The organism is Sphingomonas sp., assembly GCF_035714405.1.
In the GTDB taxonomy this organism is placed as follows: Bacteria; Pseudomonadota; Alphaproteobacteria; order Sphingomonadales; family Sphingomonadaceae; genus Sphingomonas.
This window is the reverse complement of sequence record NZ_DASTMA010000006.1, coordinates 34,115-46,665: the sequence shown is the minus strand read 5'-3', so window position 1 is coordinate 46,665 and position 12,551 is coordinate 34,115. Positions and strand designations below refer to the sequence as shown.

Sequence of the window (12,551 nt, the reverse complement as noted above, 5' to 3'; positions counted from 1 at the left end):
AAGGAAGGCGAGCCGCAGGAGGATTTACTCCCCCGCCGTTCGCGTTAGGGTGCACCATCAACGACTTGGGCGCGGCCCGGGCAGGTTAGGGGTGTAGCGCGTATGACTTCGTGGACCGAGGCTGATTGGATCGCGGCGATCGCGGCGCTGGTGCTGGGCGGGTTCCTGCTCGGCGGCGCCTATATCGCGACCCGCAAGGAGCCCGAGTTCGCAGGGCACCCGCGCGGCCTGTACGTCCTGTTCTTCGCCGAGATGTGGGAGCGGTTCTCCTATTACGGCATGCGCGCGCTGCTGATCCTGTACCTGACCAAGCATTGGCTGTTCTCCGACGGCAAGTCGAACCTGATCTACGGCGCCTACACCAGCCTCGTGTACATCACGCCGGTGCTCGGCGGCTGGCTGGCCGACCGCTATCTGGGCCAGCGACGCGCGGTGCAGTTCGGCGCGGTGCTGCTCACCTTCGGCCATGTGCTGATGGCCTTCGAGGGGACGGGCGGGCAGAATGACGGCACCATCAACATCTTCTGGCTGGCGCTCGCCTTCATCATCGTCGGCTCGGGCTTCCTGAAGGCCAACATCTCCGTCATCGTCGGCCAGCTCTATCCGCGCACCGATGTCCGCCGCGACGGTGCCTACACGATCTTCTACATGGGCATCAACGTCGGTGCCGCGATCGGCACGATCTTCGCCGGCTATCTGGGCGAGACCTATGGCTGGTCCTACGGCTTTGGCGCCGCCGGGCTGGGCATGCTGCTCGGGCTGGTCGTGTTCATCATCGGCCGGCCGCTGCTGCTCGGCCGGGGGGAGGCGCCGCGGCCGCTCGCCAAGAACACCGAATGGAGCATCTACGGCGTCGGCCTGGCCGCGGTCGCCGGCATCTGGCTGCTGATCCAATATCAGGGCTTCTACGGCTGGATCCTGCTGCTGATGGGCGCGGCCCTGCTCGGCTATGTGCTGTTGCAGGCATTCAAGCTCGATCGCGAGGCGCGCGATCGCATCTTCGCGATCCTGTTCCTGCTCGCCCTGCAGCCGCTGTTCTGGGCGCTGTTCGAGCAGGCGGGCGGCAGCCTCAACCTGTTCACCGACCGTTTCGTCGACAGGCAGGGCGTACCCGCGTCGCTGTTCCAGTCGATCAACCCGATCTACATCATCCTGCTCGGCCCGATCTTCGCCGGGCTGTGGGTATGGCTGGGCCGGCGCGGGCTGGAGCCGTCGACGCCCGCCAAGTTCGGGCTCGCGCTGGCACAGGTCGGTTTCGCCAACCTGGTGCTGGTGTGGGGCGCGAACGGCGTCGGGCCGAACGTGCTGGTGCCGGTGTTCTTCATCTTCGCGATCTATTTCTTCCAGACCACCGCCGAGCTCTGCCTGTCGCCCGTCGGCTTGAGCGCGATGAACCGGCTGGCGCCCGCGACGATGGCGTCGCTGATCATGGGCGCCTGGTTCTTCGCGACTGCGGGCGGCAACTTCCTGGCGGGCGTGATCGGCGCCGCGACCGGGGGGCATGACGGCGAGATGACGCGCGACGCACTGCTCGGCGTCTACCAGCAGATCGGTTGGATCACGATCGGTATCGGCGTTGCGGTGCTGGCGATCTCGCCGCTGGTGAAGAAGCTGATGCATGTGGACAGCCTGCGCGACGACGACGAACTCGCCGGTCAGTCACAGCTGGCGGAGCCCAAGGCGGCGGGCGTGCACGTCGAGCGCGAAACCCGCTGATGGGTGTCGCCGCCGTCCTGACCTGGGCGGTGGCGTTCGTCGGCACCCACTTCGTCATGTCGCACCCGGCGCGCGCGCCGATGGTGCGGACGCTGGGCGAGCGCGGGTTCCTGGGCGTGTACTCGCTGGTGTCGTTGGTGACGCTGAGCGGGCTGATCTGGGCCTATCGCGCCGCGCCGATGGAGCCCTTGTGGTGGGCGCCGGGCGACCTGCTCTGGGCGGTCGCAACGGCGGCCATGCTGCTGGCGAGCGTGTTGCTGATCGGCTCGCTGCTCGGCAACCCCGCGCTGCCGAGCGGGGGCAAGCCGATTGCAATGCCGGCCGAGGCGCGTGGCGTGTTCGCGATCACGCGGCATCCGATGATGTGGGCGTTCGCGCTGTGGGCGGTGGTTCACCTCGCGGTCTATCCGGTCACGGCGAACGCGGTGCTGACCGGAGCGATCCTGGTGCTGGCGCTGGTCGGCGCCGCGATGCAGGACCGCAAGAAGGCGCGGCTGGAGCCTCAGACCTGGCCGCGATGGCAGGCGAAGACGAGCTATTGGCCGTTCGCCGCGATCGCCGCCGGCCGCGCGCGTTTCGGCGGTTTTCGCCCGCACGACCTCGCCGGCGGGGTGGTGATCTGGCTGCTCGCGAGCTGGGCGCACCTGCCGCTGGCCGGGTGGCCGGCGGGCATCTGGCGATGGCTCTGACCTCCCGGTCATGCTGAACTTGTTTCAGTATCCATGCGCGACGGCCTGATCTACCCGCGGCGGTCTTTGTTGAACCCATCGCGCATGGACCCTGAAACGAGTTCAGGGTGACGGTGTCCTCTTGTCGGCGCGGAGCCTACAGCCGTACCATCTTCATGCCCCGCTCGCCGTAACGCGGCCCTGCCGTTCCGCCCCTTGGCGCCGCCGCATCGAGGTCGGCGAGATCCTGCTCCGTCAGCGCCACCTTGTAGGCTTCGAGTGAGTCGCGCATCGTCTCGCGGCGCTTGACGCCGGGGATCGGCACGATGTTCGGGCCCTGCGCGAGCAGCCACGCGAGCGCGACCTGCGCGTTGGAGACGCCATGCCGCGCCGCCACGGTCCCGACCGCGTCGACGATGGCGAGGTTCGCCGGTAGGTTCTCGGCCGAATAGCGCGGGTCCTGCCGCCGCCAGTCGTGGGGGCCGAGATCGTCGAGGCTGCGGATGCCGCCCGCCAGAAAGCCGCGGCCGAGCGGCGAATAGGGGACGAAGCCGATGTCGTGGGCCTGACAAATGCCCAGGATCTCGTCCTCGACGTCGCGCTCCCACAGCGAATACTCGCTCTGCAGCGCCGCGATCGGGTGCGTCGCCACGGCGCGGCGGAGTGTCTCGGGGCCGGCCTCGGACAGGCCGATGTGGCGGATCTTCCCCTCCTCGACCAGGCGCGCCATGCCGCCGACGGTCTCCTCGATCGGCACGTTGGGGTCGACCCGGTGCTGGTAGAACAGGTCGATTGCGTCGATGCCGAGCCGCTGGAGCGAGCCCTCCACCGCACGCCGGGCATTGGCGGGCGAGCCGTCCAGCCCGGCCATGGCGTTGCCGTTCCAGCGCATCGCGAATTTGGTCGCGATTACCAGGCCTGTGCGCTTGCCCCTGATCGCGCGGCCGACCAGTTCCTCGTTGGTGAAAGGCCCGTACATTTCGGCGGTATCGAAGAACGTGCAGCCGCGCTCGATCGCCTCGTGGATGGTCGCGATCGACTCGCTCTCGTCCGCCGCGCCGTAGCTGATGTTGCCGCCCGCGATCATCGGCATGCAGCCGATGCCGATCGCGGAAACCTCGAACCGTTGTCCCAGCCAGCGCTTCATCATGATGGAGTCTCCAAGGGGGCTTGCTCGATGCCGCCGTTGCGCCGCGCCAGCGTGGCTGTCGCTGCGAGGTTCATCGACACGTTGCCCAGCGTGCGAAAGATGTCGGGGATCGTCTCCACCGCGATCAGCAGGCCCAGCGGCGCCAGTGGGACGCCGAGCGCCACGCACGGCGGCGCGACCGAGGCGAAGAAGGTGAGCTGAGCCGGCAGGCTGACGCTGCCGAGCGACACCAAAGCCGCCACGGCGACCGCCGCCGCAAGGTTGGCGGGCTCGATCGGGACCGCGAACCAATAGGCGATATAGACCGCGATCGCGACGTTCATCGCGGGCTGCGTCGCGCGGAACATGGCGACGCCGATCGGCAGCGTCACGCCCGACACGTCCGTCCGGATGCCGAGCGCGCGCACCGCCTCGATCATCGCCGGCAGCGTCGCGAGCGAGGACTGGGTGCTCGCCGCCACCGCCTGCGCCGGTAGGATGGCGCGGCCGAAGCGCAGCGGCGACATCCGCGCGCCCACCGCCGCCAGGACATAGGCGAGCAGGATCACGACGACGCCGACCGCCGCGACGACGAGGATGTAGTGCACGAACGCGCCCAACGCCGCGACGCCTGCTCGTGCGCCGACGCCATAGGCGAGCGCGAAGACGCCGATGGGGGCCAGCACCAGCACCCACCCGACGAGCACCAGCGACGCGTCGCGGATCGCGGCGAAGAAGCCGACCAGTCGGTCCCGCGCGTCGGGTTCCAGCCGCGTGATCGCGAAGGCGAAGGCGAGCGTGAAGACGATCAGCGACAGCAGCGCGTTGTTCGCCGCCGCCGCGACCACGTTGGTCGGCACCAGCGTGGTGAAGAACTGCGACAGCGGCGGCGGCGGCTCGACCGGCGTCGCGCCGCTGAGCGCGCCGCGCAGCGCGGCGGCGGCTTCCGCGGGCACCGGGAACAGGTCGAGGATCAATGGCGTCGCCAGCGCCGCGATCGCGCCGGTGACGAAGACGCCGGTGATGAACAGCGCAATGCCGCGCGCCGCGACCTTGCCCGCGCTCGCGGCTTCCGCCGTCTGCGCAACGCCGGTGATGAGCAGTGCCGTCACCAGCGGGATGACCGTCATCTGCAGCCCGGCCAGCCAGGCGTTGCCGATCGGCTCGGCGACCGACGCGGTGGGATCGACCGCGCCCGGCGCAAACGCCGCGACGGCGATGCCGGCGATCAGGCCCAGCAGGAGCGAGAGGAGAATGCGGGTAGCCTGCGACATGCTCGCTCTTCGGTTGCGGCCGCGCTATCGGCCGGTGGACGGGTATGCATAGCGGAACGATAGGCGCACGGAATGGCAAGAAAATATTTCGGCACCGACGGCATCCGCGGCGCCACCAACGCCAGCCCGATGACCGCCGAGATGGCGATGAAGGTCGGCATGGCCGCGGGCAGCTGGTTCCTGCGCGGCGATCACAAGCACCGGGTGGTGATCGGCAAGGACACGCGACTGAGCGGCTACATGCTCGAATCGGCGCTGGTCGCGGGCTTCACCAGCGTCGGCATGGACGTGGTGATGGTGGGGCCGATGCCGACGCCGGCGGTGGCGATGCTGACCCAGTCGATGCGCGCCGACCTCGGCGTGATGATCTCCGCCAGCCACAATCCCTTCGCCGACAACGGCATCAAGCTGTTCGGGCCCGACGGCTACAAGCTGTCGGACGAGGCGGAGATGGCGATCGAGGCGTTGATCGACGGCATAGAGAACGGAGGGGTGCCGCTCGCGGCATCGGCGGAGATCGGGCGCGCGCGGCGCATCGACGACGCGCAGGGGCGCTACATCCACTTCGCCAAGGCGACCTTTCCCGAGGACCTGCGCCTCGATGGTCTGCGCGTCGTGCTCGATTGCGCCAATGGTGCTGCGTACAAGGTCGCACCGTCAGCGCTGTGGGAGCTGGGCGCGGACGTGATCGCGATGGGCGTCACGCCCAACGGCACCAACATCAACGATCATGTCGGCTCCACCGCCCCGACCGCGTGCGCGGAAACGGTGGTGGCGAGCGGCGCGCACCTGGGCATCGCGCTCGATGGTGACGCTGACCGGCTGATCGTCGTCGACGAGACCGGCCGCGTGATCGACGGCGACCAGCTGATGGCGACGATCGCAGGCGGCTATGCCCGCGCCGGCAGGCTGCGCGGTGGCGGGCTGGTGGCGACGGTCATGTCCAACCTGGGGCTGGAGCGGCACATGGCCGCGCAAGGCCTGGGGCTGATCCGCACCAAGGTCGGCGACCGCCATGTGCTCGAGGCGATGCGCGCGGACGGGTACAATGTCGGCGGCGAGCAGTCGGGGCACATCATCCTGTCCGACCACGGCACCACCGGCGACGGCCTGGTCGCGGCGCTGCAGATTCTCGCCGAGCTGAAGCGCGCCGGCGCGCCCGCGAGCGAGGTGTTGCACCAGTTCGATCCGCTGCCGCAGCTCTTGAAGAACGTGCGCTTTGCCGGGGGCAAGCCGCTGGAGATGGCGGCGGTGCGGGACTGCATCGCTCAGGCCGAGGCGGAGCTGGCGGGGCGGGGCCGGCTGGTGATCCGTCCCTCGGGGACGGAGCCGGTGATCCGGGTGATGGCCGAAGGGGACGATGCGGCGCAGGTGGAAGCGGTGGTGGACCGGATTTGCGACGCGGTTAGGGCGGCGGTGTAGATCCCCGGCGAGACGCGAGTTGTACGACTAATCGTGCCGTCCTAAGCTGCCAGGCGGAGCTGGGGAGCGCGGCGGTGGCGGGGTTGGTCGAGGCGACGCTGGTCGAGGCTGGTATGAACGGCCTCGAGGCCAGGCTTGATCCTGCCTGGGACATTTGGGGACCAGCCGGCGGCTATGTCGCCGGCATTGCGCTAAGCGCGGTGCGGACTCACGCACAACTCGGTCAACGCCCCATAACGTTGACTGGCCAATTTGTCAGCGTCGCAAGGCCGGGGCGGCTTCACGTCCAGGTTGAGACGGTCAAGGCAGGAAGCACGGCGTTGTACTCGGTCGCGCTCTCGCAGGCGGAGCGAACGATTTTCCTGGCGCAGGTGTGGACAAGCTCGCGCGATAATCCTTCGCTATCGCTTATGCCTGCCATGCCGTCGGTGCCGCCACCCTCCTCTTTGCGAGGCCAAGACGAACTGATGGCAGAGCGCGGCGTCGATCAGATCGCCTTCTGGCGCAATCTGGAGGGTCGGCCAGCCAACTTCCGCCTTGCCGCCGACCCGCCCGCCGCCGAACCGCATCAGCACCGCTGGATGCGATTTCGTGATTGGGCGCCGACCGCCGACCCCTTCGTAGAGGCCATGCGCCACCTTCTACTTATCGATATCGGCATTTGGCCGGCCCACTGGCATCGACATTCCGCCCAGGGCGGCTATCTGGCCCCCTCCCTCGACGTCTGGGCACATTTCCATGGCGGACCACCAGCCGGCGAATGGCTGCTGTCCGACGCCGATGCCGACGTCTCGGGTCACGGTACAATCAGTGGCCGGGTACGCCTGTGGAGCGAGGACGGCCGGGCCGTCGCGACCGGCGGTGGGCATTGTCTGGTGACGATACCCCGCGCGAAATCGGCATGATGCTCATCCGCGACTTCGATTGGAGCTGGACAACAAGCCGCTGAGCGGAAGGGTAACGGACGGGCGAGCCGTCTTCCTTGATCGACCGATCGCTATTAGAGGCGCAATCCATGCTCGCCATGCACCCCGACTGCCGGCGCTGCGGCGCAGACCTGCCCGCGCAGGAAGGCGGCGCGTTCATCTGCTCGTTCGAGTGCACCTTCTGCGCGTCTTGTGCCGACGCACTCGACGAACGCTGCCCCAATTGCGGCGGCGAGCTGCTCGACCGGCCGACGCGGGCGGGCAAGGCGCTGAAGGAGCATCCGGCCGCGAGCGCGCGCGGGTATCGCGGCTGAGGCTGTCCTACACGCTGTTTGTCGTGGCATAGGCCTGTCATGAGCTTCAGCCACCTCCATCCCGAAAGGCCCGGCAGACGCTTGCGACGCGGCGATGTGGACAGCCATTGGGCGTCCTCAACATTCTCAACATTCGCGGCCGCTTTTCGGTGAAAAGTCCCCGCATCCTGATCGTCGCGGGCTCTGATTCCGGCGGCGGCGCGGGCATTCAGGCGGACATCAAGACCGTGACCATGCTCGGTGGCCACGCCATGACCGCCGTGACGGCGATCACGGCGCAGAACACGGTCGGTGTACAGGGCGTCCATCCGGTGCCCACGGAGATGGTGGTGCGGCAGATGTGCTCGTGCCTGGATGATATCGGGGTCGACGCGGTGAAGCTAGGCATGATCGGCTCGGCCGAGACCGCCCGCGCCGTGGCGGAAGTGCTGCAAGGGCTGAGGTTGCCGGTTGTGCTCGACCCCGTCATGGTCGCGACCAGCGGGTCGGTGCTGGCCGACGCGGAGACGATCGCCGCGTTTGGCCACTTGGTCGCGCTCGCCGCGGTGGTCACGCCCAATCTGCCCGAACTCGCCGCATTGAGCGGGCTGGACGCGCTGAACGGGCGTGGCGCGACGGTGCTGGTGAAGGGCGGCCATGCCGAAGGCGAGGTGGTCACCGACCGCCTGATCGGACCTGAGGGCGAGATCGCGCGCTGGTCCAACCCGCGTATTCACACATCGCACACGCATGGCACCGGCTGCACACTGGCGAGTGCCATCGCCACCGGGCTCGGCGCGGGCGTGGACCTGCCCGCCGCGATCGGACGCGCGATCGCCTTCGTCCGCGCGAGCCTTGAGCGCGCGCCCGGGCTGGGGCAGGGGCATGGACCGATGGGACAACAATTCGCGACCGAATTCAGGAGCCTGGATGCCCGCGGCTAAGCGCCCGAGCCTCCGCCACGAAAAGCTCGCGCTCGCTCCCGTCGCGGGCGTGGACGAGGCCGGGTGCGGGCCGCTGGCCGGGCCGGTGGTGGCGGCAGCCGTGATCCTGCCCGCGCGCGGCGTGCCGCGCGGCATCGACGATTCGAAGAAGCTGCCCGCCGCCGAGCGCGCGCGGCTGTGCCTGCGACTGCAAGCCTGCGCGATCGTCGGCGTCGGCATCGTCGAGGCGGACGAGATCGACCGGCTCAATATCTACTGGGCGCGGATGAAGGCCATGGCGCTGGCGGTGGAAGCGCTCGGGTGCCTGCCGGGTCATGTGCTGGTCGACGGCAACCGCCTGCCGCGCTGGGACCACGCCGCGACCGCGATCGTCGGTGGCGACGCGCTCAGCCTGTCGATCGCTGCCGCCTCGATCGTCGCCAAGCACACCCGCGACCAGATCATGCTCGTCCATGCCGAATCATATCCGCAGTACGACTGGCATTCGAACAAAGGCTACGGCTGCCCCGCCCACAAGCGCGCTTTGCGAGAGCACGGGCCGACGCCGCTGCACCGGCGTAGCTTCGCGCCGGTGGCGCAAGCGGAACTGATGTTCTGAGTCTTTTGCGCCACACCCCTACCCCTTGAGGCGAGCGGGTGCAGCCGGACTCAACATCTAGGTCCACCCCATCTCCGTTCCGCTTCGTTAACGCTATCGCAACGCTTCTCGTTAACCAATGTCCGCTTGACGGAGTCCGTACTCAGCGGGCCTCATGCGGGCAGGGAGGCGTTTGGGATGGGGGTATTGGAGAAGGTCCGGCGGGGTCAGCCCGCCGTGGCGGAGCCGTCGGTTCTGCCGCTCGACAGCATCATCATGGCCGATTGCATCAACGCGATGAGGGCGTTGCCGGCGAAGTCGGTCGACATGATCTTTGCCGATCCGCCCTACAATCTCCAGCTCGGCGGCGAGCTGTTCCGCCCCGACGGCAGCCATGTCGACGCGGTGACCGACGACTGGGACAAGTTCGAATCGCTGAAGCACTATGACGCGTTCACCCGCGCCTGGCTGGCCGAAGCGCACCGGTTGCTGAAGGACGACGGCACGATCTGGGTGATCGGCAGCTATCACAACATCTTCCGCGTCGGCGCGGCGGTGCAGGACCTGGGCTATTGGATTCTCAACGACATCGTCTGGCGCAAGGCCAACCCGATGCCCAATTTCCGCGGTACCCGCTTCACCAACGCGCACGAGACGCTGATCTGGGCGTCGAAGGGCGAGAAGGCGAAATACACCTTCAACTATCGCAGCATGAAGACCTTGAACGACGAGCTGCAGATGCGTTCCGACTGGGAATTCCCGATCTGCGGTGGGCCGGAGCGGCTGCGGGCGGACGGGGTGAAGGTCCATCCGACCCAGAAGCCGGAGGCGCTGATCTATCGCGTGCTGCTGGCGTGTACGAAGCCCGGCGATGTGGTGCTCGACCCGTTCTTCGGCACCGGCACCACTGGCGCGGTGGCGAAGCGCCTGCACCGACGCTGGATCGGCATCGAGCGCGAGCCCGGCTATTGCGCCGCCGCGGCAGAGCGGATCGAGGCGGCGCTCCCGCTCGACGAATCGGCGGTGGCGACGATGCAGTCGCCGCGCTCCGCGCCCAAAGTTGCGTTCGGAACGCTGGTCGAAACCGGTTATCTGACGCCGGGCGCGGTGCTGACCGACGCCAAGCGCCGGTTCAAGGCGATGGTCCGGGCCGACGGCAGCCTCGCGAGCACCTGTGGCGCGACCGGCTCGATCCACAAGCTCGGCGCGACGCTGCAGGCGGCGCCCGCGTGCAACGGCTGGATTTTCTGGCACCATGAGGCGGCGGGCAAGCTGGAGCCGATCGATACGCTGCGGCAGACCTACCTGCTCGCGACGCAGCCTTGAGCTGGCGGCATTTCCGTCCTGTTGGCTTTATAGACTCGCCGACCATCTCCGGTTCGCAGGTCGCGAGGCTGGCTGGCAGTAAGCTCTATTTCACGCATTACGAGATCGGCGAGGCCGGGCAAGCAGCCCTTCGATTGGTGCCGGTCAGTAGCATCGCAGCCGAGTTGCGTAACGAAACCGAAGCGTTAACGATAAAACGGATAATCGCGCCGCGTCCGCCGGTCGCGCTGACGCAAGGAGCGCTCCGCTTCGACCAGCCGTCTGTCGTCGGCATCGTGAGCGTGAAGGCCAGAGCATCTACGAACGGCCCTACTCACGCGCAGCTGGACGCGGCAGTCGCGCGTGGCATTGACATGGCAGCGGTGGGTGCGGTGCTGGTGGACGTCGACGGTGATACGACCCCTCCAGGCGCCGGGCCGGTGTGGCAAGGGGACGAGCGCGCGCGCGTCGTACCGATTGTGGCGGCGCTGGCGGCCGCTGGCGTTGCAGTCTCGATCAAGACTCGCAACGCCAGCGTCATGGACGCAGCGCTGAAGGGTGGGGCGGTCATCGTGCATGACGTGTCGGCCGTCATGGATGATCGCGAGGTCTGGCCCTTGCTGCAGGGGGCAACCTGTCCGATTATCATTAGGCATTGGACTAACAAGGGGCGCTCAAGACGCGGCCCTGGTCGCGATGATGGTGTCGCGCCTCAGACCTATGAATGGCTCAAAATCCGTGCCGACGTGATCGAGGAGCACGGGATCTCGCGCAGCCGCCTGATCGTCGATCCCGGCATCGGTCATAGCGGAAGTGTGGCGGACGATCTCGCCTTGCTGAACAATCTGGCTCTTTTCCACGGACTGGGCTGCCCAATCATGGTCGACGCGCCCTGCGTACGGTTGATCGGCGATTCGGCCAGGGAGACCTCGGCGGATCAAAGCGCCGCCGTCGCGGTGCATGCAGCCAACCAGGGGGTTCAGCTGCTTCGCGTCCATGATGTGGCGGCAACGGTGCAGGCATTGCGCGTCCGGCGCGACTCGCGCAACCAGGCGCTGGTCAGAGATTGATCGCGCAGGCACGAGGGAGGTTCGTCGGGAGACGCCTTTCACTGCCAGCCGGTTCGACTTTCTCTGTCGGGTGATCCCGCGTTAAGGCGCCCCATGCACCTCCTCCCAACCCAGTTCGTCACCACTCCCATCCACCAGTCCGATGGCGCCGTCGCGCGGCTGGCGGGGGGGATGCAGTGGTTCGCCGCCTATGAGGTGTTCGACGCCGGAACCCGCCGCACCGTGCCGGTCGCCGAGATCGCGGCGCTCGGCGAGCGCGCGGCGCAGCGCCACGCCCGCATCGTCGCACCCCGCGCGCCGCTGACGCTCGGCGAACGGACGCTGCGTTTCGACCAGCCGCTTGTCGCCGGTATCCTCAACGTCACGCCGGACAGCTTCTCCGATGGCGGCGCGCACCAGGGCGATCCGGCAGGCGCGGGCGCCGACATGCTCGCGAGCGGCGCCGCGCTGGTCGATATTGGCGGCGAGTCGACGCGGCCGGGTGCCAAGACGGTGTGGGAAGGCGACGAGCTCGCGCGTGTGCTCCCCGTCGTCGAGCGACTGGCAAAGGGCGGCGCGCTGGTCTCGATCGACACCCGTAAGGCGGCGGTGATGGAGGCGGCGCTGGGAGCCGGAGCGACGATCGTCAACGATGTGTCGGCGCTGCTGTGGGACGATCGGTCGCTAGACGTGGTGGCACGAAGCGGCGCGCCGGTGGTGCTGATGCACTCGCCCAATCCGAAGCAGGGCGGCCACGGCAAGGCGCTGTACACCAATGTCCTGACCGACGTGTTCGACTGGCTCGAGGCCCGTGTCGAGATGGTGGTGGCGGCCGGCGTCGACCGAACCCGCGTCATCGTCGATCCCGGCATCGGCTTCGGCAAGTCGCTGGCCGAGAACCTCCAGCTGCTCAACGGCTTGGCGCTGTTCCACGGGCTCGGCTGCCCGATCATGCTCGGCGCCAGCCGCAAGCGCCTGATCGGCGCGCTATCGAACGAGGCACCCGCCGACCAGCGCTTGGGCGGCAGCCTGGCACTGACGCTCAAGGGCGTGGAGGCGGGCATGCAGCTGCACCGCGTCCACGACGTCGTGCAGACCGTCCAGGCGATCCGCGTCTGGCGCGGCCTGCGCGATCAGGCGTTGGTGGGGTAGGGACGACACGGCCTAAGCCGCTGCGAAAACGCCTCGCCGCTCGGGGGCTGCGTTCCGCCGGCCGCGCTAAGGCGAGTCTTGGCGCGGGGACGCCTA

12 protein-coding genes are annotated in these 12,551 nt (G+C 68.2%); 10 read left to right on the top strand and 2 right to left on the bottom strand.

Annotated elements, in window-relative coordinates:
- The first annotated feature begins 102 nt into the window (after positions 1-102).
- Together VFQ64_RS01355 and VFQ64_RS01350 are read left to right on the top strand one after the other, a co-directional pair.
- Entirely contained in the window at positions 103-1,716 is a 1,614-nt protein-coding gene (locus VFQ64_RS01355) for a peptide MFS transporter (RefSeq protein ID WP_325101504.1), read from the top strand.
- On the top strand, positions 1,716-2,405 hold the full coding sequence (locus tag VFQ64_RS01350) for an NnrU family protein (RefSeq protein ID WP_325101503.1): 690 nt from the start codon (positions 1,716-1,718) through the stop codon (positions 2,403-2,405). Before VFQ64_RS01355 ends, VFQ64_RS01350 begins: the two co-directional genes overlap by 1 nt.
- Before the next feature lie 136 nt (positions 2,406-2,541).
- On the opposite strand, the gene VFQ64_RS01345 is transcribed toward VFQ64_RS01350, so the two are convergent.
- Positions 2,542-3,534: an aldo/keto reductase gene (locus VFQ64_RS01345; RefSeq protein ID WP_325101502.1), complete on the bottom strand. Its 993-nt coding sequence runs from the start codon at positions 3,532-3,534 to the stop codon at positions 2,542-2,544.
- The gene (locus VFQ64_RS01340) at positions 3,531-4,787 is read right to left on the bottom strand and encodes a dicarboxylate/amino acid:cation symporter (RefSeq protein WP_325101501.1); all 1,257 of its coding nucleotides are present in this window, start codon (positions 4,785-4,787) and stop codon (positions 3,531-3,533) included. The genes VFQ64_RS01345 and VFQ64_RS01340 overlap by 4 nt, the downstream gene beginning before the upstream one ends.
- A gap of 72 nt (positions 4,788-4,859) precedes the next feature.
- Here VFQ64_RS01340 and glmM point away from each other — a divergent pair, with 72 nt between their 5' ends.
- The 8 genes from glmM to folP all read left to right on the top strand — a co-directional run bounded on the left by glmM (position 4,860) and on the right by folP (position 12,455).
- On the top strand, positions 4,860-6,209 hold the full coding sequence (gene glmM, locus VFQ64_RS01335; RefSeq protein ID WP_325101500.1) for a phosphoglucosamine mutase: 1,350 nt from the start codon (positions 4,860-4,862) through the stop codon (positions 6,207-6,209).
- A gap of 74 nt (positions 6,210-6,283) precedes the next feature.
- On the top strand, positions 6,284-7,114 hold the full coding sequence (locus tag VFQ64_RS01330; protein WP_325101499.1) for a thioesterase family protein: 831 nt from the start codon (positions 6,284-6,286) through the stop codon (positions 7,112-7,114).
- A gap of 110 nt (positions 7,115-7,224) precedes the next feature.
- On the top strand, positions 7,225-7,449 hold the full coding sequence (locus tag VFQ64_RS01325; RefSeq protein ID WP_325101498.1) for a DUF1272 domain-containing protein: 225 nt from the start codon (positions 7,225-7,227) through the stop codon (positions 7,447-7,449).
- Positions 7,450-7,598: 149 nt separating this feature from the next.
- Positions 7,599-8,372: a bifunctional hydroxymethylpyrimidine kinase/phosphomethylpyrimidine kinase gene (thiD, locus tag VFQ64_RS01320; RefSeq protein ID WP_325101497.1), complete on the top strand. Its 774-nt coding sequence runs from the start codon at positions 7,599-7,601 to the stop codon at positions 8,370-8,372.
- Positions 8,359-8,970: a ribonuclease HII gene (locus VFQ64_RS01315; protein ID WP_325101496.1), complete on the top strand. Its 612-nt coding sequence runs from the start codon at positions 8,359-8,361 to the stop codon at positions 8,968-8,970. Before thiD ends, VFQ64_RS01315 begins: the two co-directional genes overlap by 14 nt.
- Before the next feature lie 177 nt (positions 8,971-9,147).
- The gene (locus VFQ64_RS01310; RefSeq protein WP_325101495.1) at positions 9,148-10,275 is read left to right on the top strand and encodes a site-specific DNA-methyltransferase; all 1,128 of its coding nucleotides are present in this window, start codon (positions 9,148-9,150) and stop codon (positions 10,273-10,275) included.
- Entirely contained in the window at positions 10,272-11,324 is a 1,053-nt protein-coding gene (locus VFQ64_RS01305) for a dihydropteroate synthase (RefSeq protein WP_325101494.1), read from the top strand. Before VFQ64_RS01310 ends, VFQ64_RS01305 begins: the two co-directional genes overlap by 4 nt.
- A gap of 93 nt (positions 11,325-11,417) precedes the next feature.
- On the top strand, positions 11,418-12,455 hold the full coding sequence (gene folP / locus VFQ64_RS01300) for a dihydropteroate synthase (RefSeq protein WP_325101493.1): 1,038 nt from the start codon (positions 11,418-11,420) through the stop codon (positions 12,453-12,455).
- Positions 12,456-12,551 lie beyond the last annotated feature (96 nt).

Bases quoted from the DNA above. Each gene is read 5' to 3' on its own strand.
- glmM (WP_325101500.1), top strand. From the start codon at position 4,860: ATGGCAAGAAAATATTTCGGCACCGACGGCATCCGCGGCGCCACCAAC.
- VFQ64_RS01350 (WP_325101503.1), top strand. From the start codon at position 1,716: ATGGGTGTCGCCGCCGTCCTGACCTGGGCGGTGGCGTTCGTCGGCACC.
- VFQ64_RS01315 (WP_325101496.1), top strand. From the start codon at position 8,359: ATGCCCGCGGCTAAGCGCCCGAGCCTCCGCCACGAAAAGCTCGCGCTC.
- VFQ64_RS01355 (WP_325101504.1), top strand. From the start codon at position 103: ATGACTTCGTGGACCGAGGCTGATTGGATCGCGGCGATCGCGGCGCTG.
- VFQ64_RS01310 (WP_325101495.1), top strand. From the start codon at position 9,148: ATGGGGGTATTGGAGAAGGTCCGGCGGGGTCAGCCCGCCGTGGCGGAG.
- folP (WP_325101493.1), top strand. From the start codon at position 11,418: ATGCACCTCCTCCCAACCCAGTTCGTCACCACTCCCATCCACCAGTCC.
- VFQ64_RS01345 (WP_325101502.1), bottom strand. From the start codon at position 3,534: ATGATGAAGCGCTGGCTGGGACAACGGTTCGAGGTTTCCGCGATCGGC.
- VFQ64_RS01325 (WP_325101498.1), top strand. From the start codon at position 7,225: ATGCTCGCCATGCACCCCGACTGCCGGCGCTGCGGCGCAGACCTGCCC.
- VFQ64_RS01340 (WP_325101501.1), bottom strand. From the start codon at position 4,787: ATGTCGCAGGCTACCCGCATTCTCCTCTCGCTCCTGCTGGGCCTGATC.